The 21,124-nt window shown below is 70.4% G+C and carries 18 protein-coding genes; 2 read left to right on the top strand and 16 right to left on the bottom strand.

Features of this window, described 5'->3' with window-relative positions:
• Nucleotides 1-95: 95 nt before the first annotated feature.
• The 16 genes from EDD93_RS28165 to pgsA all read right to left on the bottom strand — a co-directional run bounded on the left by EDD93_RS28165 (nucleotide 96) and on the right by pgsA (nucleotide 16,744).
• Nucleotides 96-2,657: a bifunctional (p)ppGpp synthetase/guanosine-3',5'-bis(diphosphate) 3'-pyrophosphohydrolase gene (locus EDD93_RS28165; protein WP_123528305.1), complete on the bottom strand. Its 2,562-nt coding sequence runs from the start codon at nucleotides 2,655-2,657 to the stop codon at nucleotides 96-98.
• A 170-nt stretch (nucleotides 2,658-2,827) separates the two neighbouring features.
• Nucleotides 2,828-3,382, bottom strand: coding sequence for an adenine phosphoribosyltransferase (locus EDD93_RS28160; RefSeq protein ID WP_123528304.1), 555 nt, complete (start codon nucleotides 3,380-3,382; stop codon nucleotides 2,828-2,830).
• Nucleotides 3,379-4,491, bottom strand: a complete 1,113-nt coding sequence (gene secF, locus EDD93_RS28155) for a protein translocase subunit SecF (RefSeq protein ID WP_123528303.1) — start codon at nucleotides 4,489-4,491, stop codon at nucleotides 3,379-3,381. The genes EDD93_RS28160 and secF overlap by 4 nt, the downstream gene beginning before the upstream one ends.
• Before the next feature lies 1 nt (nucleotide 4,492).
• The gene (gene secD / locus EDD93_RS28150; protein ID WP_123528302.1) at nucleotides 4,493-6,229 is read right to left on the bottom strand and encodes a protein translocase subunit SecD; all 1,737 of its coding nucleotides are present in this window, start codon (nucleotides 6,227-6,229) and stop codon (nucleotides 4,493-4,495) included.
• A 146-nt stretch (nucleotides 6,230-6,375) separates the two neighbouring features.
• On the bottom strand, nucleotides 6,376-6,864 hold the full coding sequence (gene yajC, locus EDD93_RS28145; protein WP_123528301.1) for a preprotein translocase subunit YajC: 489 nt from the start codon (nucleotides 6,862-6,864) through the stop codon (nucleotides 6,376-6,378).
• Between the two features lie 164 nt (nucleotides 6,865-7,028).
• Complete coding sequence (ruvB, locus tag EDD93_RS28140; RefSeq protein ID WP_123528300.1) at nucleotides 7,029-8,102, bottom strand: Holliday junction branch migration DNA helicase RuvB; 1,074 nt, start codon at nucleotides 8,100-8,102, stop codon at nucleotides 7,029-7,031.
• 80 nt (nucleotides 8,103-8,182) lie between these two features.
• Nucleotides 8,183-8,809, bottom strand: coding sequence for a Holliday junction branch migration protein RuvA (ruvA, locus tag EDD93_RS28135; RefSeq protein ID WP_123528299.1), 627 nt, complete (start codon nucleotides 8,807-8,809; stop codon nucleotides 8,183-8,185).
• On the bottom strand, nucleotides 8,806-9,378 hold the full coding sequence (gene ruvC / locus EDD93_RS28130) for a crossover junction endodeoxyribonuclease RuvC (RefSeq protein WP_123528298.1): 573 nt from the start codon (nucleotides 9,376-9,378) through the stop codon (nucleotides 8,806-8,808). The genes ruvA and ruvC overlap by 4 nt, the downstream gene beginning before the upstream one ends.
• Nucleotides 9,379-9,507: 129 nt before the next feature.
• Nucleotides 9,508-10,260 (bottom strand): YebC/PmpR family DNA-binding transcriptional regulator, encoded by a 753-nt coding sequence (locus EDD93_RS28125; protein ID WP_024492903.1) that lies wholly within the window; start codon nucleotides 10,258-10,260, stop codon nucleotides 9,508-9,510.
• 61 nt (nucleotides 10,261-10,321) lie between these two features.
• Nucleotides 10,322-10,915 (bottom strand): pyridoxal 5'-phosphate synthase glutaminase subunit PdxT, encoded by a 594-nt coding sequence (gene pdxT / locus EDD93_RS28120; RefSeq protein WP_123528297.1) that lies wholly within the window; start codon nucleotides 10,913-10,915, stop codon nucleotides 10,322-10,324.
• A gap of 6 nt (nucleotides 10,916-10,921) precedes the next feature.
• Nucleotides 10,922-11,842, bottom strand: coding sequence for a pyridoxal 5'-phosphate synthase lyase subunit PdxS (gene pdxS / locus EDD93_RS28115; RefSeq protein WP_123528296.1), 921 nt, complete (start codon nucleotides 11,840-11,842; stop codon nucleotides 10,922-10,924).
• Nucleotides 11,843-11,998: 156 nt separating this feature from the next.
• The gene (locus EDD93_RS28110; protein ID WP_123528295.1) at nucleotides 11,999-12,544 is read right to left on the bottom strand and encodes a hypothetical protein; all 546 of its coding nucleotides are present in this window, start codon (nucleotides 12,542-12,544) and stop codon (nucleotides 11,999-12,001) included.
• Between the two features lie 72 nt (nucleotides 12,545-12,616).
• Entirely contained in the window at nucleotides 12,617-13,570 is a 954-nt protein-coding gene (locus EDD93_RS28105; RefSeq protein ID WP_123527726.1) for an IS481 family transposase, read from the bottom strand.
• 431 nt (nucleotides 13,571-14,001) lie between these two features.
• Complete coding sequence (locus EDD93_RS28095) at nucleotides 14,002-15,162, bottom strand: glycosyltransferase family 4 protein (RefSeq protein WP_123528293.1); 1,161 nt, start codon at nucleotides 15,160-15,162, stop codon at nucleotides 14,002-14,004.
• Nucleotides 15,159-16,094 (bottom strand): phosphatidylinositol mannoside acyltransferase, encoded by a 936-nt coding sequence (locus EDD93_RS28090; RefSeq protein ID WP_123528292.1) that lies wholly within the window; start codon nucleotides 16,092-16,094, stop codon nucleotides 15,159-15,161. The genes EDD93_RS28095 and EDD93_RS28090 overlap by 4 nt, the downstream gene beginning before the upstream one ends.
• Nucleotides 16,094-16,744, bottom strand: coding sequence for a phosphatidylinositol phosphate synthase (gene pgsA / locus EDD93_RS28085; protein ID WP_123528291.1), 651 nt, complete (start codon nucleotides 16,742-16,744; stop codon nucleotides 16,094-16,096). The genes EDD93_RS28090 and pgsA overlap by 1 nt, the downstream gene beginning before the upstream one ends.
• 291 nt (nucleotides 16,745-17,035) lie before the next feature.
• On the opposite strand from pgsA, the gene EDD93_RS28080 reads away from it, so the two are divergent.
• Nucleotides 17,036-19,261, top strand: a complete 2,226-nt coding sequence (locus EDD93_RS28080) for an elongation factor G-like protein EF-G2 (RefSeq protein WP_123528290.1) — start codon at nucleotides 17,036-17,038, stop codon at nucleotides 19,259-19,261.
• Nucleotides 19,262-19,417: 156 nt separating this feature from the next.
• Complete coding sequence (locus EDD93_RS28075; protein ID WP_123528289.1) at nucleotides 19,418-21,088, top strand: hypothetical protein; 1,671 nt, start codon at nucleotides 19,418-19,420, stop codon at nucleotides 21,086-21,088.
• The last annotated feature ends 36 nt before the right edge of the window (nucleotides 21,089-21,124 follow it).

Genomic DNA, 21,124 nt, shown 5'->3' with positions numbered 1-21,124 from the left:
AGGGGCCCTTCACGTGGTGCGCGGGTCCGGCAGGACCCACCACAGCCCCCCGCGTACTCACGCGAGGGGCTGCAGGGCCCCTTGCGCGGCCCGGATCAGGGCCGGCGGGCCGAGGTCACCCGGTAGACGTCGTAGACGCCCTCGACGCCGCGTACGGCCTTCAGGACGTGGCCGAGGTGCTTCGGGTCGCCCATCTCGAAGGTGAACCGCGAGGTGGCCACCCGGTCGCGGGAGGTCTGCACGGCAGCGGACAGGATGTTGACGTGCTGGTCGGACAGGATCCGGGTGACGTCCGAGAGCAGCCTGGACCGGTCCAGCGCCTCGACCTGGATGGCGACCAGGAACACCGAGGACTGGGTGGGCGCCCATTCGACCTCGAGGATGCGCTCCGGCTCCTGGGAGAGCGAGTCGACGTTGACGCAGTCCGCGCGGTGCACGGAGACTCCGCTGCCCCTGGTGACGAAGCCGATGATGGGGTCACCGGGCACGGGCGTGCAGCAGCGGGCCAGTTTGACCCAGACGTCCTCGACGCCCTTGACGACGACGCCCGGGTCGGCGTTGGAGCGGCGCTTGTTGCGGCCGTGCGAGGGCGGCGAGCTCTCCGCGAGGTCCTCGTTGGCCTCGTCCTGGCCGCCGAGCGCCTGGACCAGCTTCTGCACGACACCGGCCGCCGCGACATGTCCCTCACCGATCGCGGCGTACAGGGACGAGATGTCGGGGTAGCGCATCTCGTGGGCGAGCGTGACCAGGGAGTCGCCGGTCAGGATCCGCTGGATCGGCAGGTTCTGCTTGCGCATGGCCCGCGCGATGGCGTCCTTGCCCTGCTCGATCGCCTCGTCGCGGCGCTCCTTGGAGAACCAGGCGCGGATCTTGTTGCGCGCCCGCGGCGACTTGACGAACCCGAGCCAGTCGCGGGAGGGACCCGCGCCGGCCGCCTTGGAGGTGAAGACCTCCACCAGGTCGCCGTTGTCGAGCGTGGACTCCAGGGGTACGAGCCGCCCGTTGACCCGTGCCCCTATGGTCCGGTGGCCGACCTCCGTATGGACGGCGTACGCGAAGTCGACCGGGGTCGCCCCTGCCGGCAGCGCTATGACGTCGCCCTTGGGTGTGAAGACGAAGACCTCGTTGCGCGAGAGGTCGAAGCGCAGGGACTCCAGGAACTCGCTGGGGTCCTCGGTCTCCTTCTGCCAGTCCAGGAGCTGGCGCAGCCACGCCATGTCGTTGACCGTGTCCTGGCCGCGGCCGGTGTTCCTGGGGACGTCGGTGCGCACCTTGGAGGCGCCCGCGACGGCCTCCTGCTTGTACTTCCAGTGCGCGGCGATGCCGTACTCGGCGCGGCGGTGCATGTCGAAGGTACGGATCTGCAGCTCGACGGGCTTGCCGCTGGGGCCGATCACCGTGGTGTGCAGCGACTGGTACATGTTGAACTTGGGCATCGCGATGTAGTCCTTGAACCGGCCGGGGACCGGATTCCACCGCGCGTGGACGGTGCCGAGCGCCGCGTAGCAGTCGCGGACCGTGTCGACGAGGACGCGGATGCCCACCAGGTCGTAGATCTCCGCGAAGTCCCTGCCTCGCACGATCATCTTCTGGTAGACGCTGTAGTAGTGCTTCGGCCGGCCGGTGACGGTGGCCTTGATGCGGGCGGCGCGCAGGTCGGACTGGACCTCGTCGGTCACTATGGCGAGGTATTCGTCGCGCTTGGGCGCCCGCTCCGCGACGAGGCGGACGATCTCGTCGTACATCTTCGGGTAGAGGATCGCGAAGGCGAGGTCCTCCAGCTCCCACTTGATGGTGTTCATGCCCAGGCGGTGGGCCAGCGGGGCGTAGATCTCCAGCGTCTCGCGGGCCTTCTTCTCCTGCTTCTCCCGCTTGAGGTAGCGCATGGTGCGCATGTTGTGCAGCCGGTCGGCGAGCTTGATCACCAGGACGCGCGGGTCCTTGGCCATCGCCACGACCATCTTGCGCACGGTCTCGGCCTGGGCGGCCTCACCGAACTTGACCTTGTCCAGCTTGGTCACGCCGTCGACCAGCAGGGCGACCTGGTCACCGAAGTCGCGGCGCAGGGTGTCCAGGCCGTACTCGGTGTCCTCGACGGTGTCGTGCAGCAGCCCGGCCATCAGAGTGGCCGGATCCATACCCAGCTCGGCGAGGATGGTGGTAACGGCGAGCGGGTGGGTGATGTAGGGGTCGCCGCTCTTGCGCTTCTGGCCCCGGTGCCAGCGCTCCGCCACCTGGTAGGCGCGCTCGATCTGGCGCAACGTGGAGGTCTCGATCTTGGAGTCGTTGCTCCGGACGGTACGCAGCAGCGGTTCCAGCACCGGGTTGTACGGGCTTGAGCGCTGGACGCCGAGGCGGGCCAGCCTGGCCCGCACCCGGTTGGAGGAGCCGCCGCCGGTACGGGCCACCGGCCCCGCAGGGGCGGCCGCCGGCTTCGCCGGGGGCTTCGGCGCCGTCGGCGGCGGCGAGGCGGGCACGGCCGGCTGGGCGGGGGAAGCGGGCGCGGGCCCGTTCGCCTCGACGGGGGCCGGGCCCGTGCCGGGCTCGGGCGCCGGAGGCTTCGGCTTCTCCGCGGGCTGCTGCTTCGCGGGCGTGGCTGGGGCCGCCGCGGGCTGGTCGGGCTGCGGGGCGGCGACTGGCTGGGCCTCGTCTGGCAAGAGCGCTCCTCGTGCGGATCCGGACACCCGGAAAGGCCATCGTAACGACCCTGCGGCCGCTCCTCCCCCGGGGACCGCGGGAGCCCCCACAACGCGAAGCGGGCACCCGGTTGTTCCCGGGTGCCCGCTTCGGTGCGTGTCATGCGGTGCCGCGTGCGGCCCGCCGGGGCTCAGACCGTGATCAGAGCGTCCAGCGGAGCGCCCTGGAGGCTCTCCTCCAGGCGTGCCCGGCCGGCCAGGAATCCCAGCTCCATGAGGACTGCGACGCCCGCGACGCCCGCACCGGCCCGCCGGATCAGCTCCAGCGAGGCGGCGGCGGTGCCTCCGGTGGCCAGTACGTCGTCGATGACCATGACCCGGTCGTCGGCCGACAGGTCTTCGGCATGGATCTCGATCTCCGCGCTGCCGTACTCCAGCTCGTACGTCTGGGCGAGCGTGGCTCCCGGCAGCTTCCCGGCCTTGCGGACGGGGACGAAGCCGAGCCCGGCCCGTACCGCGACCGGTGCGGCCAGGATGAAGCCGCGGGCCTCCAGGCCGACGATCTTCGTGGCACCGTGCCGTACGCACAGCTCCGCCAGGGCCTCGGTGAGCGCGGTGAACGCCACCGGGTCCGCGAGCAGCGGGGTGATGTCCTTGAACATCACCCCCGGCTTCGGGTAGTCGGCCACGTCACGGATCCGGCTGAGCAGGAGTTCCCTCGTGCTCTCGGTGGTGCCGCTGGTCATCGGCGCTTCCCCGGGGTGCGGCCGTGGCCCCTGGGGGGCTCCTGGCGCTGTCCGACGACCGCGCCGGCGGGTGCGGCGTCCTCTGCGGCGCCCTGGTGCTCCTGGTCCGACAGCTCCGCCTCCGAGGGCTCGCCCTTGGCGGCGGCTGCCGCGCGCTTGGCGAGGACCCGCTTCTTCAGGGCCTTCATCTGCGGTTCGCGTTCCTTGAGGTCGGCGACGAGCGGAGTGGCGATGAAGATCGAGGAGTACGCACCGGCGGCGAGGCCGACGAAGAGTGCCAGCGAGATGTCGTTCAGCATGCCGGCGCCGAGGACACCGCCACCGATGAACAGCAGACCGGCGACCGGCAGCAGGGCGACGATCGTGGTGTTGATCGAGCGGACCAGCGTGCCGTTGATGGAGCGGTTGGCGATCTCGCTGTACGTCCACCGGGTCTGCTTGGTGATCCCCTTCGTGCCCTCCTTGAGGCTGTCGAAGACGACGACCGTGTCGTAGAGGGAGTAACCGAGGATCGTCAGCAGACCGATCACGGTGCCCGGGGTGACCTCGAAGCCGACCAGGGCGTAGATGCCGACCGTGATGGTGATGTCGTGGATCAGCGCGACCAGGGCCGCGATGGCCATGCGCCACTCGAAGGCGATGGCCAGGTAGATCACGACGAGGACCATGAAGACGCCGAGTCCGGTCCACGCCTTGTTGGCGATCTGCTCACCCCAGCTGGGGCCGACCAGGTCGGCGGCGATCTTCTCCTCGGAGACGTCGAGGCCCTTGGCGAGGTCGCCCTTGATCGCGTCCGACTTCGAGGTGTCGACCTCGGTGATCTGGATGCGCAGTCCGCCGTTGCCCAGCTTCTGGACGATGGCCTGGTGGCCCGAGGACGTCGAGGCCAGCTCCTCCGCCTTGTCGACGGAGACGCTCGTCTTCGGAGTGGTGAAGACCGCGCCGCCCTTGAACTCGATGCCCATGTTCAGGCCGCTGACCGCCAGGCCGACGATGGCCGTGATGGTGATCAGGATCGAGATGCCGTACCAGATCTTGCGCTTGCCGATGAAGTCGTAGCCGACCTCGCCGCGGTAGAGACGGGCGCCGAGATTGCCGAGTCGCGACATCTCACGCCTCCTTCGGGTCGGTGGGGGCGTTGACACGGCGTGAACGGCGCAGCGGCGGCTTGGCGCCGAGCCGCTTCGGGTCCAGGCCGGACCACGGGTGACCGCTCGCGAAGAACTTCTTGCGCGCCATCAGCGTCATGACGGGCTTGGTGAAGAGGAACACCACGACCACGTCGAGCAGGGTGGTGAGCCCCAGCGTGAACGCGAAGCCCTGCACCTTTCCGACGGTGACGACGAACAGCACCGCCGCGGCCAGGAACGACACGAAGTCGGAGACCAGGATGGTGCGCCGGGCGCGCGGCCAGGCCCGCTCGACGGCGGGACGGAGCGTGCGGCCCTCGCGGATCTCGTCACGGATGCGTTCGAAGTACACGATGAACGAGTCCGCGGTGATTCCGATCGCCACGATGGCGCCGCAGACAGCGGGCAGGTTCAGCGCGAATCCGATGGCCGGGCCGAGCAGCGACATGATCGTGTACGTCAGGATGCCGGAGACCAGCAGGCTGAGGAGCGCGATGAGCGCCAGCCCGCGGTAGTAGGCGACCAGGTAGATGATGACCAGGGCCAGTCCGATGGCACCGGCGATCAGGCCCGCCTTGAGCTGCTCCCCGCCGAGTGCGGCGGTGACGGTGGTGACGCTCTGCTCCTGGAAGGAGAGCGGCAGCGCACCGTAGGACAGGACGTTGGCCAGGTCCTCGGCGGACTGCTGGGTGAAGCTGCCGGAGATCTCGGCGTTGGCGCTCAGCGCCTCCTTCACGGAGGGTGCCGAGACCACTTCGCCGTCGAGCGCGATGGCGAACTGGTTCTGCGGCGACTGCTGCTGGGCGAGCTTGCCGGTGGTCTTCTGGAACTTCTTGGCGCCGCCGCCGGTGAACTCCATCTGGACGATCCACTGACCGGTCTGCTGGTTGATCGCGGCCTTGGCGCTGTCCACGTCCGTGCCGTCGACCTCGGCCGGGCCGAGGACGTACTTCGCGGAGCCGTCCTGCTCGCACGCGACCACGGTGTCGGTGGCCTTGGAGCCCTGGGACGCCTTGGACCGGCCGGCCTTGGTGGAGCAGTCGAGCGCCTCGAACTGCTTCTGCAGCTTGGCGGCGGCCGCCTGCTCCTCGGCGGACGGCGTCGGAGTGCCGCTCGCCTTCGGCGTCTCGCTGGCCTTCGGGGTGGGCGTGGAGTCGGCCTTCAGGGCGCCGGTGACCGCGCGACCCTGGGTGGTGGCGCTCGGGCTCGGCTTCCCGGACGGGCTCGTCGCCTTGTCGGAGGCGGAGGAGCTCGGCGACGGACTGCCCTTGCCGGAGGGCGAGGCACTGGGGTCAGGGGTGGGCGTTCCCTGGGCGACGGTCAGCACCGGCCGGAAGTAGAGCTTGGCCGTCGTACCGACCTGCTGCCGGGCCTGGGCGGAGTTCGTGCCCTTGGGGATGTTGACGATGATGTTGCTCTTGCCCTGCGTCTGAACCTCGGCCTCGGAGACACCAAGACCGTTGACGCGGCGTTCCATGATCTGGACCGCCGTGTCCATGTTGGTCTTGTTGATCGCCGACTCCTGGCCGGGCTCGGCCTTCGCCTCGAGCGTGATGGACGTGCCACCCGCCAGGTCGATGCCGAGTCGCGGCGTCGGCTGATCGGCCAGGAACATCCCGCCGGTGAGCGCGACCATGGCGATCAGGATCAGAGCCAGGGCACGCCCCGGCCTGCCCTGACCGCCGGCCGGCCCTCGGCCCTTCTTCGGTGCTGCCACCTTCTCGTTTCTCCCTGTCCAACCGCCCCGCGCCGGGTACGCGCCCAAGCGGCCACGAAGTGTAGTGGGGACCCGCCCCCGCAGAAGACCGCACGGTCCGGGGACAGCCGGATGCCTGTGGGCTCACGGCATCCCCGGGTCGTGTGCTACTTCGCGTCGGCCTCGCCGTCGGACTTGCCGTCGGACTTCTTGTCGGCCGGCTCGGTGTCGTCCGCCTCGGCCTTCTTGCCCAGGTCGATCTTCGCGACGTCGTCGGCGTCGGCGTCGGCGGAGTCGTCCGCGACGTCGAGCTCGGTCAGCGAGGAGGCGTCGTCGGGCACGACCGCGCCGTCGACGTCGAGCTCCTCCTCCTCGTCACCGTGGACGATGCGGTTGTACTCCGCGTCGTCGAGGACGGCACCGATGGAGTTCTTGGCGTAGACGGCGTGGACGCCGGGAGCAATCTCAAGGAGGACCGAGTCGTCGTGAAGCTCCTTGACGGTGGCGTACATGCCCCCGATCGTCCGGACGCCGGTACCGGGCTGCATTTCATTGCGCATGTTCGCAGCCGCCGCCTGCTTCTTCTTGGCGGACCGCGTCATCAGGAACATGGCCCCGATGAGCACGATGAAGGGGAGGAGAGTCACGGGATTCACGGGACGAGTTTCCTTCGCACGACCGCACTGGAGAGCGGCCTGATCTACGGGGGTGGGTACACCGACCTTTAAGGGCGGCATCGGCGGAGTCTAAGCGAGTCCGCATCGATGGAACAACGCCCAGCATGGCACCCGGGTTCCGCTGCGGGCCAACCTGTGACTCATCACGCCCCGAACAGGCCCTGTTGTCCCTTTCCGCCCTGCTGCGGCGGAACGAGCCCGAGGTGGGCCCACGCGGCCGGTGTGGCGACCCGCCCCCTGGGCGTCCTGGCCAGCAGTCCCTCGCGCACCAGAAAGGGCTCGGCGACCTCCTCGACCGTCTCGCGCTCCTCCCCCACGGCGACCGCGAGCGTGGACAGCCCCACCGGGCCGCCGCCGAAGAGTTTCATCAGGGCGCCGAGCACCGCACGGTCCAGCCGGTCGAGGCCGCGGCCGTCGACCTCGTAGACCTTCAGGGCCGCTCCGGCGATGGCCCGGTCGATCCGGCCGTCGGCCTTGACCTGGGCGTAGTCCCGCACCCGGCGCAGCAGCCGGTTGGCGATACGGGGGGTGCCCCGGGAGCGGCCGGCGATCTCCGCGGCGCCCTCGGTGTCCAGCTCGACGTCGAGGAGCCGGGCCGAGCGATGAATCACCCTTTCCAGTTCGGCCGGGCTGTAGAACTCCATGTGGCCGGTGAAGCCGAAGCGGTCGCGCAGCGGGGGCGGCAGCAGCCCGGCCCTGGTGGTGGCGCCGACCAGGGTGAAGGGCGGCAGCTCCAGCGGGATGGCGGTGGCCCCGGGCCCCTTGCCGACGATCACGTCGACCCGGAAGTCCTCCATCGCCATGTAGAGCATCTCCTCGGCGGGCCGGGACATGCGGTGGATCTCGTCGAGGAAGAGGACCTCGCCCTCCTGGAGGGAGGACAGGATCGCCGCGAGGTCGCCGGCGTGCTGGATGGCGGGGCCCGAGGTGATCCGGATCGGTGCTCCCATCTCGGCGGCGATGATCATGGAGAGGGTCGTCTTGCCAAGGCCCGGGGCGCCGGAGAGCAGTACGTGGTCGGCGGTGGCGCCGCGGGCGCGGGCCGCCTTGAGGACCAGGTCGAGCTGTTCGCGCACCGTCTCCTGGCCGACGAACTCGTCGAGGTCCTTGGGGCGCAGGGCGGCCTCGACGGCGGTGTCCTCGCCGTCCGCGCCGGCGTCGACGAGCCGCTCGTCGAGCAGCTCGTCGGTGTCGGGTCCGGTCTCGTCCCAGTTCATCTCGTCAGTCCCGCCTCGGGTGTTTCGGTGCCGTGCCGTGAGGTGCCCGGCCGGGCGTCAGGGGTGTTGCCCGGTTCCGCTCAGCGCGCGCGGTTGAGGGTCTGCAGGGCGGCGCGCAGCAGCTGGGGCACGGGCGGCTGGGCGCCCTCGGCGATGGCCGTCTCCGCCTGCGGTGCCACGGCGGAGACCGCTTCGTCGGCCTCGCGGGTGGCGTAGCCGAGGCCGATCAGTGCGGCCTGCAGCTGGTCACGCCAGGAGGAGGTGACCGCGGTGCCGATGCCCTGCTGGCCGATGTGGGCGCCGACCGGCTCGCCGAGCCGGTCCTTCAGTTCGAGCAGGAGCTTCTGCGCGCCCTTCTTGCCGATGCCGGAGACCGCGGTGAGCGCCTTCTCGTCACCGGTGGACACGGCGATGCGCAGGGCGTCCGGGCTGTGGGTGGCGAGCATGGCCTGGGCGAGCCTGGGGCCGACCCCGCTGGCGGTCTGGAGCAGCTCGAAGGTCTGCCGCTCGTCGTCGTCGGCGAAGCCGTAGAGCGTGAGCGAGTCCTCCCGTACGACGAGGGAGGTGGCGAGCCTGGCCTCCTTGCCGATCCGCAGGGCGGCGAGGGTGTTCGGCGCGCACTGGACGGCCATGCCGATGCCGCCGACCTCGATCACGGCCGTGGTGGGGGCGATCGCGGCCACGGGGCCGGTGATGAAGGCGATCATCGGGGGACCTTCCGGACGGGAGCTGCTGCGGTGCGCGGAACGCGCGGGGTACGGGCCGCGGTCGCTGCCGCGTGCGCCTGCTGGAGGCGGTTGGCGGCCGGGGCGCGCCAGATGTGACAGATGGCGAGGGCCAGCGCGTCGGCGGCGTCGGCCGGCTTCGGCGGGGCGTCCAGCCGAAGGAGCCGGGTGACCATGGCGCCGACCTGCGCCTTGTCCGCGCGGCCGCTGCCCGTGACGGCGGCCTTGACCTCGCTGGGCGTGTGCAGGGCGACCGGAATACCGCGGCGGGACGCGCAGAGCATGGCGACCGCGCTGGCCTGGGCGGTGCCCATCACCGTCCGGACGTTGTGCTGGGCGAACACCCGCTCGACGGCGACGTATTCGGGGCGGTGCTCGTCGAGCCACTCCTCGATGCCGCGCTCGATGGCCACCAGCCGGTGTCCGAGCTCCGCGTCGGACGGGGTGCGCACGACTCCTACGCCGAGCATCGTCAGGGGACGGCCCGCGACGCCCTCGACGACTCCGACGCCGCACCTGGTCAGCCCGGGGTCCACACCGAGTACCCGCACCGGGTCGTCCCCTCCCTGCCGATCGGTCAACTGTTCTGGCAGGCTATCGGCTCGCACTGACAATGCGACGGGCCGACGGGGTGTGTCCCCGTCGGCCCGTCCGCGAAAGCTGCGCCGGTCGGCGACGGCTCAGGCGTCGACCTTCTCCATGACCTCGTCCGAGACGTCGAAGTTCGCGAAGACGTTCTGCACGTCGTCGCTGTCCTCCAGCGCGTCGATCAGCTTGAAGATCTTGCGGGCGCCCTCCTCGTCGAGGTCGACCTGCATGGTGGGCAGGAAGTTGGCCTCGGCCGAGTCGTAGTCGATGCCCGCCTCCTGGAGCGCGGTACGGACCGCGACCATGTCGGTGGCCTCGCTGACGACCTCGTACGTCTCACCGAGGTCGTTGACCTCCTCGGCGCCGGCGTCGAGGACGGCACCCAGCACGTCGTCCTCGGACAGCTCACCCTTGGGGACGATCACGACGCCCTTGCGGTTGAACAGGTACGAGACCGAGCCCGGGTCGGCCATCGAGCCGCCGTTGCGCGTCATGGCGACACGTACGTCGGACGCGGCACGGTTGCGGTTGTCGGTGAGGCACTCGATGAGCACCGCGACACCGTTGGGGCCGTAACCCTCGTACATGATCGTCTGGTAGTCGACGCCGCCCGCTTCGAGACCGCCACCGCGCTTGACCGCGGAGTCGATGTTCTTGTTCGGGACCGAGCTCTTCTTCGCCTTCTGGATCGCGTCCACAAGGGTCGGGTTGCCCTCGGGGTCCACACCACCGGTGCGGGCCGCGACCTCGATGTTCTTGATCAGCTTCGCGAAGAGCTTGCCGCGCTTGGCGTCAATCACGGCCTTCTTGTGCTTCGTCGTAGCCCATTTAGAGTGGCCGGACATCTGCCTTCTCCTTCGCGTCACCAAATTCCGTACGAACCCGAGAGATCCTACCGGGGTCGAGTCAGCCCGCTGCGCGCACCATGTCGACGAAGTACGCGTGAAGTCGGTGGTCTCCGGTCAGTTCCGGGTGGAATGACGTGGCAAGGGCGTTTCCCTGCCGTACTGCCACGATGTGGCCCCCGTGCTCGGCCACCACCTTGGCCCGCGCGCCCACGGACTCGACCCAGGGGGCCCTGATGAAGACGCCCTCGACGGGCCCGCCCTCGATCCCGGCCACCTCGACGGCCGCCTCGAAGGACTCGTTCTGCCGCCCGAAAGCGTTACGGCGCACGATCATGTCGATGCCGCCGATCGTCTCCTGACCCGAGCGCGGGTCCAGGATCTTGTCCGCGAGGAGGATCATTCCGGCGCAGGTGCCGTAGACCGGCATCCCCGCGGCGACCCGCTCGCGCAGCGGTTCCAGCATCCCGAACAGCTCGGCCAGTTTGGACATCGTGGTGGACTCGCCGCCGGGGACGACCAGGCCGTCGACCTCGGCGAGTTCCTCGGGCCGCCGGACCGGCCTGGCCAGGGCGTCCGCCGAGGCCAGGGCGATCAGGTGTTCCCGTACGTCGCCCTGGAGAGCCAGGACGCCGATCACAGGGGTGTCGCTCATCAGTGACTACCAGCCGCGGTTGGCGTAGCGCTCGGTCTCGGGCAGCGTGTCGCAGTTGATGCCGACCATGGCCTCGCCCAGGTTGCGGGAGGCGTCCGCGATGATCTTCGGGTCGTCGAAGAACGTGGTGGCCTTCACGATGGCGGCGGCGCGCTTGGCCGGGTCGCCGGACTTGAAGATGCCGGAGCCGACGAAGACGCCCTCGGCACCGAGCTGGCGCATCAGCGCGGCGTCGGCCGGGGTGGCGACGCCACCGGCGGAGAAGAGGACGACGGGCAGCTTGCCGAGCTCGGCGACCTCCTTGACCAGCTCGTACGGGGCGCGGAGGTCCTTGGCGGCGGCGTACAGCTCGTTGTTGTCGTAGCCGCGCAGCCGGGCGATCTCGTTCTTGATCTGGCGCAGGTGGCGGACCGCCTCGACGACGTTGCCGGTGCCGGCCTCGCCCTTCGAGCGGATCATGGCCGCACCCTCGGCGATGCGGCGCAGGGCCTCGCCCAGGTTGGTGGCGCCGCAGACGAACGGGGTGGTGAAGGCGAACTTGTCGCTGTGGTTGACCTCGTCGGCCGGGGTGAGCACCTCGGACTCGTCGATGTAGTCGACGCCGAGGGACTGCAGGACCTGGGCCTCGACGAAGTGTCCGATGCGGGACTTCGCCATGACCGGGATGGAGACGGCCTCGATGATCTCCTCGATCATGTTCGGGTCGGACATCCGGGCCACGCCGCCGTCCTTACGGATGTCGGCGGGCACCCGCTCCAGGGCCATGACGGCCACGGCGCCCGCGTCCTCGGCTATCTTCGCCTGCTCGGCGTTGACGACGTCCATGATCACGCCGCCCTTGAGCTGCTCGGCCATGCCGCGCTTGACGCGGGCGGTGCCGGTCGCCGGGGAGTCAGCGGACTGCGGGGTGCTGGGAAGCGTGGACACGGATGGACCTCACTGGGAGAAGGGGCGCTGAGCGTGCGGAGTGATGCACTGCTGAGCAAACTCTCCGGGGCCGGTCCACAGCAAGGGCCAATAGGAGGCCGGTGGATCGTTTTGGTCCGGCCGGCGGTCGCGGCACGGGGTCTCGGTGCTCGGGTGTCAGCTGACCGGGCGGGCGGCGAGGGCGACCGGCGGCTCGTCGTCCATCTCGAAGGCGAGCGGGAAGGGCGCGTGACCGGCCAGCCGGAACCAGCGCACCGTGCGGTGGCGGCGCAGCGCACGGGCGGCCCGCACCGCGTCGTTGTGGAACCGGCGCGCCATCGGGACCCGGCGGACGGCGGCGGCCAGTTCGGACGCGGCGTCCTCGCCGCCCGGGATCTCCTTCACCGCGTCCACCTGTGCCGGTTCACCGAACACGGCGCGCAGGGCGGTGCTCAGTTCGCTCTCGGCCACCTCGCGGTGCTCCTCCTCCGACTGACGGGCGGCGTGCGCGGCCTCGTACAGGACGATGGAGGCGGCCGGGTCCAGCACGCCGGACGTGGCGAGTTCCTGGGTGACCGAGGCCCGGCGCAGCAGTTGCGCGTCGAGCGCGGCCCGCGCCGCGTCGATACGGGTGTGGAGCCGGTCGAGCCGCCCGGCGGTCCAGCTGAGGTACAGGCCGATCGCGACGAGCACGACGACGGTCCAGATGAGGGTTTCGGTCACGGGCCGAAGGCTACCGGTGACCGGGCACCACCCGGCCCCCGGTCACCCGCGTCGGCGACGCTCCGGGCCGCCCTAGGTGTACTGACCCGTGAGGTTGGGGACGCGGCTGGCGGGTGGCTGGCCCTTGAGTGCGGTGTGTCCGCGGTGGTGATTGTAGGTGTGGAGCCATCGCGGGTAGGCGTCGCGTCGCTCGGTCTCGGTCCGGTAGGTCTGGGCGTAGGCCCATTCGTCCAGAAGGGTGCGGTTGAACCGCTCTACCTTCCCGTTGGTCTGGGGCCGGTAGGGACGGGTCCGCTTGTGTGAAATCCCCTGTCCGGCAAGGGAGTTGCGCCAGAGGTATGACTTGTAGCAGGAACCGTTGTCGGTCAGGACCCGCTGGACGGTGATGCCGGCAGCGGCGAAGTAGGCGTGGGCCCGTTGCCAGAATCCGACGGCGGTTTCCTTCTTCTCGTCGGTGAGGATCTCGCTGTAGGCCAGGCGGGAATGGTCGTCGACAGCGTTGTGCAGGAAGCTCATGCCGGCCTTCGCCCGGTTTTTGCGGCCCGCTTGCCGGCCGAGGACCTTGTGGCCTCCGCCGTCGGGGATGTTGCCGAGCTTTTTGATGTCGACGTGGACGAGGTCGCCGGGGGCGGCGTGCTCGTAGCGGCGGATCACCCGGCCGGTGGCCCGGTCGAGGTGAGCCAGGCGGGCGAGTTTGTAGCGGGTCAGGACACGGTGGACGGTCGCCGGGTTCAGCCCGAGGAGATACGCGATGCGGGCCGGGCCCCAGCGCCGCAGGACGCGGACCCTGATGATCCGCCGCTCGGTCCGCGTCGGTGTCCGGCCTGGGCTGTGGTGGGGCCGGGAGGAGCGGTCGGCCATCCCGGCCTCGCCCTGCTCGCGGTAGCGGACTGCCCACCGCTGAGCGGTGGTCGTCGAGACCTGGAAGCGCTCGGCGGCCCGGCGCAGCGGCCAGCCGTCGTCCACGACGCAGCGGGCCAGACGCAGACGTCCGGTCTCGGTCAGGGGTGCATTACGGTGGGACATGAGGGCCTTCTGGTCGTTCGTGTAGATGTCGCAATCCACACCGAACCCGGAAGGCCCTCACTCGTTCAAGATCCCCAAGCCGTGGAATCCGTCACCAACCTCCGTGGACAGAACACCTAGGTGTTCTGTCCCGTGAGGTTGGGGACGCGTCTGGCACGCACGCTCGCGGCGTTGCGGAAATGCCCCAGTAGCTCCGCTACGAGACCATGTCCGCGCCTTGCGATCGCACGCACCAGACGCCGCCGGCCCGCCCTCCGGGCGGACGACGCTACTTGCAAAACACGCCCTAAAGGTTGTTGCACAACGGCGATCACGCCCGGATTCGGCCATCTCGGGCATGATCAACTGCCCGTTTGTGCACCGTTTTCCACCGGCCTGGGCGGCGACCGCAGGCTGGCCCTGGAGATCGTTCGGGCCTTGTACAACAACCTTTAGTCCCGCGCCAGCCCGAACCGGGCCCGCAGCCCCGTGCGTTCGTCCGTGGCCACCGACGCGGCGCCGTCGGCCACCGTCTCGTACACCGCGAGGATGTCCGCGCCCACCGTCGACCAGTCGAAGCGCCGCACATGTGCGCTGCCGCGCTCCCGCAGCTCCGCGCGCCGCTCCGGGTCACCCAGCAGCCGGACCGCCGCCTCGGCCAGCGCGTCCGCGTCCTCGTTGGCGAACAGCTCACCGGCGCCGCCCAGGTCCAGGACCTGGGCGAAGGCGTCCAGGTCGCTGGCCAGGACCGGTGCGCCCGCGGACATCGCCTCGACCAGGATGATGCCGAAGCTCTCGCCGCCGGTGTTGGGCGCGATGTACACGTCAACGCTGCGCAGCAGCCGCGCCTTGTCCTCGTCGCTCACCATGCCGAGGAACTCGACCCGCTCGCGCATCTCCTTCGGCAGCGAGGCGACGGCCTCCTCCTCGTCGCCCCGGCCGGCCACCAGGAGCCTGGTGTCCGGGCGGGCGGCCAGGATCGCGGGCAGTGCCCGCATCAGGACGGGCAGGCCCTTGCGGGGCTCGTCGATGCGGCCGATGAAGCCGATCGTGCCGCCCTGCCACTCGGGCCTGGGCTCGGCCGCGGCGAAGAAGTCCACGTCGACACCGTTGGGGATGACCACGGCGTCGCCGCCCAGGTGCTCGACCAGGGTGCGGCGCGCGTACTCGCTGACCGCGATGCGTGCGCTGATCTTCTCCAGGGCGGGCTGGAGGATCGGGTAGGCGGCGATCATCGCCCGGGAGCGCGGATTGGACGTGTGGAACGTGGCGACGATGGGTCCCTGCGCCGCCCAGCAGGTCAGCAGCCCCAGCGACGGCGAGGTCGGCTCGTGGATGTGGATCACGTCGAACGTGCCGTCGTGCAGCCAGCGCCGCACCCGTGCCGCCGACAGGAAACCGAAGTTCAGCCGGGCCACCGAGCCGTTGTACCGGACGGGCACGGCCCGGCCGGCCGAGACCACGTACGACGGGAGCGGTGTCTCGTCGTCCGCCGGGGCGAGCACGGACACCTGGTGGCCGAGCCGGATCAGGTGCTCGGCCAGATCGCGGATGTGGAACTGCACACCGCCCGGTACGTCCCAGGAGTACGGGCAGACGATGCCGATCTTCACTGCTGGTCTCCGAGGGGTTCGAGGTCGGCGAGCCAGAGCCGTTGCAGCATGTGCCAGTCCTCCGGGTGCTCGGCGATGCCCAGGGCGAACGCGTCGGCCAGGGCCTGTGTCATCACAGACGTCCTCTCCGCACGGTCACCTGAGCCGGGGACCTCGACGGGCGGATGGATCCGCGCCTTCATCACCGGCGTGTCGTCGTAGTTGAGCGTGACCGGCAGCAGCAGCGCCCCAGTCTGCTGGGCGAGCAGCGCCGGGCCGGCCGGCATCCGGGCCGTGTCACCGAAGAACGTCACCTCGACGCCGGAGGCCGACAGATCGCGGTCGGCGACGAGGCAGACCAGGCCGCCCGCGCGCAGCCGCTGGGCCAGCGTGCCGAAGGCGGTCCCGCCGTTGTGCGCCAGGACCTCCATGCCGAGGCCCTCGCGGTAGGCGACGAACCGGTCGTACAGCGACTCCGGCTTCAGCCGCTCCGCGACCGTCGTGAAGGGGACCTTCAGATCCGTGGTGACCCAGGCGCCCGCCAGGTCCCAGTTCCCCAGGTGCGGCAGGGCGAGGATGACACCGCGCCCGGCGTCGAGCCCCTCGGTCAGCCGGTGGGCGTCGCTCACGTCGATGGAGTCCTTGATCCGCCGCGCACTCCAGGTGGGCAGCCGGAACGACTCCATCCAGTACCGCATGTACGAGCGCATCCCGGCCTTGGACAGTGCCGCGAGGCGGGCGGGGCTCGCGTCCGGGACCACCCGCGCCAGATTCGACTCCAGCCGCAGCACGCTCTTGCCGCGCCGCTTCCACACCTGGTCGGCGATGGTGCGGAAAAGGGCGCGAGCGGCCGGTTCGGGGAGCGTCTTGACCGCGGCCCAGCCGAGTCCGTACAGGCCGTCGCTGATCCGTTCCCCGGGGCCGGGCCGGGGGTTCCCGGTCGCGCGGCTCACTAAGCGGCCCCGCTCCCGGCCGCGTCGGCCTCCGCCGACTCGCGGCGCACCGTCACGACGCGCTGCACCAGCGTCACCAGGCTGCCCGCCGCGACGATCCACAGCGCGATCGGCAGGAGCACCTGGATGCCGGGTACACCGAACGCGTGCAGGCCCGCCAGACCGGCGGCCACCAGCGAGATCACCAGCCGCTCGGCACGCTCCACGAGCCCGTTGACCGCGACCGGCAGACCGATCGACTCACCGCGCGCCTTGGTGTACGAGACGACCTGGCCGCTCGCGAGGCAGAAGATCGCGACGGCGCACAGGACGTTGTTGTCGCCGCTGCCCGCGTACCAGAGGGCGAAGCCGGCGAAGATCGCGCCGTCGGCGACCCGGTCGAGCGTCGAGTCGAGGAACGCGCCCCACCGGCTGGAGATACCGGCCTGCCGCGCCATGTTCCCGTCGACGAGGTCGGAGAAGACGAAGATCGTGATGACGATCGTGCCCCAGAAGAACTCCCCCATCGGGAAGAAGACCAGCGCACCTGCCATCACCCCGGCCGTGCCGATCAGAGTGACCGCGTCGGGGCTGACGCCGAGACGGAGCAGCAGTGCGGCGAACGGTGTGAGGACACGCGTGAAGAATGCACGCGCGTACTTGTTCAGCATGGCCTTCCCGAGGGTTCGGTGGGCCGAGCGGCCCCATCGGCCACCGGCTGACCCATCGTAGTCACGACGGCCGCGCTCCACCGTCCGGGCACCCCGGCCCGCCATGCCGGGCGGCCCGGATCGCGGAGCGGCGCGCGACGTATGGACGGGACCCGGACACAGTGGAAAGCTCGGAAGTACCGCGGGCGTCGCCGAAGCCGCCGCGGCGGCTCCCCTCTGCCCGTGCAGCCACTCCCCACCCCGCGCCCGGCGGTTCTCCCGCCCCGCGCCATCACCTGGGAGGCACGCACCATGGGCGACAAGGCACACGCACACACCGGGGCCGCCGGAAGAGCGCCGGCGGCCGGCCACCCCTCCTCCATACGGAACGTGGTACTGGTCGGCCACAGCGGCTCGGGCAAGACCACCCTCGTCGAGGCCCTCGCACAGACCGCGGGCGCGGTCAGCCGGGCGGGCCGGGTCGAGGACGGCAGCACGGTCTCCGACCACGACGGGATCGAGCACCGCCGGCAGCGCTCCGTACAGCTCTCCGTGGTCCCCGTCGAATGGGGCGGGGTCAAGATCAACCTGCTGGACACCCCGGGGTACGCGGATTTCGTCGGGGAACTGAGGGCCGGTCTGCGGGCGGCGGACGCGGCCCTCTTCGTCGTCTCGGCCGCGCAGGAGGCCGACGCCGTGGCCGGCGCCACCCGCGCCGTCTGGGAGGAGTGCGCCGCCGTCGGCATGCCGCGCGCCATCGTCGTCACCCACCTCGACACCGCCCGCACCTCGTTCGAAGCCATGACGCGGATCTGCGGCGAGACGTTCGGCGGCGACGATCCGGACGCCGTGCTCCCGCTCTATCTGCCCCTGCGCGGCCCGGAGGGCCCCGACGGCCACGCCCCGCTGACCGGGCTGACCGGACTGCTCACCCAGCGCGTCCTGGACTACTCCGGCGGCGAGCGGGCGGAGAAGCCGCCCGCCGACGACCAGCGGGCCCCGCTCACCGACGCCCGCAACCGGCTCATCGAAGGGATCATCGCCGAGAGCGAGGACGAGACCCTGATGGACCGCTACCTGGCCGGCGGGGACATCGACACAGCGACACTCATCGGCGACCTGGAGCGCGCCGTCGCACGCGGCACCTTCCACCCGGTCCTGGCCGCCGCCCCCGCCGCCGAGGGCGCCCACCGGGGCGTCGGCACCGTCGAACTCCTCGACCTGGTCACCGGCGGCTTCCCGACCCCGCTCGAACACCCGCTGCCCGCCGTCACCACCCTGCGCGGCGCCCCGCTCCCCGCCCTCGGCTGCGACGCCGGGGGCCCGCTGGTGGCCGAGGTCGTGAAGACGTCGTCCGACCCCTATGTCGGCCGGCTCTCCCTGGTGCGGGTGTTCTCCGGCACCCTGCGCGCCGACGACACCGTTCACGTGTTCGGCCACGGGCTCACCGGCCCCGGCCACGAGGACCGCCCCTTCCACGAGGCCGAGATCCGCGTGGGCGCGCTCTCCGCCCCCTTCGGGAAACAGCAGCGCCCGCTCACCGAGTGCATCGCCGGGGACCTCGCCTGTGTCGCCCGGCTGGGTACCGCGGAGACCGGCGACACCCTGTCCGACCCGGACCATCCGCTGCTGATGGAGCCCTGGACGATGCCCGACCCGTTGCTGCCGCTCGCCATCGAGGCGCACGGCAAGGCGGACGAGGACAAGCTCTCCGAGGGCCTCGCACGGCTCGTCGCCGAGGACCCCACGATGCGCCTGGAGCAGAACCCGGACACCCATCAGGTGGTCCTGTGGTGCCTCGGCGAGGCCCAGCTGGACGTGGCGCTCGACCGGCTGCGCAGCCGGTACGGGGTCCAGGTCGACGCCGTACCGCACCGGGTCGCGCTGCGTGAGACGTTCGCGGGTCCGGCCACCGGACGCGGCAGGCACGTCAAACAGTCCGGCGGCCACGGCCAGTACGCCATCTGCGAGATCGACGTCGAACCCCTGCCGCCGGGGTCCGGCATCGAGTTCGTCGACAAGGTGGTCGGCGGCTCCGTACCGCGCCAGTTCATCCCGTCCGTCGAGAAGGGCGTCCGCGCGCAGGCCGCCCGGGGCGTCGCCACCGGGCACCCGCTGGTCGACCTGCGGGTCACCCTGCGGGACGGGAAGTCCCACTCCGTGGACTCCTCGGACGCCGCCTTCCAGACCGCCGGCGCCCTGGCCCTGCGCGAGGCCGCCTCGGAGACCGGCATCCAGCTGCTCGAACCCGTCGCCGAGATCAGCGTCCTCGTCCCCGACGACTGCGTCGGCCCGGTGATGAGCGACCTCTCGGGCCGGCGCGGCCGGGTGGTCGGCACCGAGCAGTCCGGACCGGGACGCACCCTCGTACGGGCGGAGGTGCCGGAGCTGGAGATCGGCCGGTACGCCGTCGACCTGCGCTCGCTGTCCCACGGCACCGGCCGCTTCGACCGCGCGTACGCGCGTCACGAAGCCATGCCCGCACACCTGTCGGACCGTATGCGCGAGGAACAGCACATCGCCGCGAACGGCACGTAGCGCCCCACGCCCCGCGGTTGTCCACGGTTGTCCACAGGGCCGGACAGCGTATCGATTCGGACGATACGCTGTGGTCCCAGCTCAGAAAGTGTGCCGGGCACGGCAGTTGGGAAACAGCCGCAGGAGCGGTTTCTTGGCGGGCGAGTGGGGGCGACAGTGGCCAACGACGGATTCGATTTCTCTCCCGGAGCGCAGATTCCACTCCAGGGAGCTGCGGGAGCGGCGGTGGCGACCAACGCCCTCGCCTCTGCCGCGTACCGCGACAGCCCGGTGGACGAGATCCTCAAGGCCAACAGCGAGTGGCACAAGTCCGAGGTGAAGGCCGGCCGGTCCAAGTTCATCAAGTCCGACTACTTCAAGCCCAACCTGGGCGAGGCCTTCTCCCGCGCCGTTCAGGAGCGCACGCTGGGCGGAGCCCGCGGTGCACTCATCCAGTCCTTCGGCAGCGACCCTCAGACCGTCGTCGAGCACTGCCTGTCCGCCTCGCGGCTCCGCAAGGCACGCGACACCAAACTCACCGTCGTGACGGCGGTCTTCGGCTTCCTCTTCCTGCCCGGAATGCTGCTGTGGGTCATCGCCTTCCGGCTGCGCGACATCCTCGCCAAGACGAAGGACAAGGTGCTCTCCGTCCTCGGCAGCATCGTGTTGCCGGTCATCGGGATCGTCGCGGTGTACTTCCTGATCAAGATGCCCCTCACCGGATTCCTGGGGCTCTACGTACGGGCGATGGTCATTGCCCCGGTCATCGGATGGCTGATCGCCAAGCGGATCGCGGAAGCCTCCGCCCAGGACATGCGCGCCCGCTGGGAGGGGCTCCTCTCCGGCGGCGGTGTCGTCGCCAAGATCCCCGAAGCCGTACCGAAGAACCCGAGCGAGACCGCCCGGGAGGCTCTCCGGCAGGGCCTGGAGAAGCTTTCGGCCGAACAGCAGTCCAATTCGGTCTTCTACGCCGGCCCCAAGGGCATCCTCGGCATGGGCACCCGCTGGGGCAGCTGGCAGCTCGCCGAGGACCTCGTGTCCAAGGACCCCGGCAAGGAGTTCCACCAGTTCCGCAGCTGGGATCTGATCCGGGTCATCCACGACCAGCTCAAGATGCTGGAGCGCGGCCCGCTGAACACGGGCGGCTTCCCCAAGCCGTCGGTGACCCACTGGATCGTGTCGGCCGTCGGCGAGAACGCCGGCTCGGTCTCCCGCCCTGAGGGCGAGGACGTCGCCACCTTCCAGGTGAAGCCCCACGAGATACAGCGGATCTGCAACCAGCAGCAGTTCGGCAGCGGCGACCGCCACTACCTCGGCGTGCAGTTCACCCTCTGGGACGGCCAGTTGGTGATCACCATGATGATCACCGTCACCGTGCTCTTCGAGACCCTGCGCATCGAGGTCACCGGGCACGCCCTCGGCCCGGTCCACTCGCTCTTCACGAGCAAACCCGCCGCCAAGAAGAGGACGGTCAACAAGACCGTGAAGTTCTGGGAGACCCGCGACATAACGCTGGCGCTGGTCGAGTCCAGCGAGGTCGTCCGCCTCGCCCTGCGCGCCCCGTTCACCTGGTACCCGCCGCTGCTCGACTACCTCGGCGGCAAGATCGCCCTGCCGGAACCCTTCGGGCTGCGGCACGCCTGGGCCGAGAAGCCCTGGCGCCACCGCTTCATGGCGGACGACGCGATGCGCGCGGCCACCCCCGTCCTGCGCGTGGTGCACAGCGCCGTCATCAAGGTGCTCGACGAGAACGGTGTCGACACCGAACGCTTCGGGAACCGCTCGTCGATACTGAGCGGCATGGTCCAGGACCCCTCGCCGCGCAAGGCCGACCTGTACGACGCCTAGGACGTGTTCTGAAGGCCCCGTCCGCCCGGCGAAAAA

Source organism: Streptomyces sp. 840.1 (genome assembly GCF_003751445.1).
GTDB lineage: Bacteria > Actinomycetota > Actinomycetes > Streptomycetales > Streptomycetaceae > Streptomyces.
The sequence above is the reverse complement of the archived record's forward strand: the minus strand, read 5'-3'. Positions and strand labels throughout refer to the sequence as shown.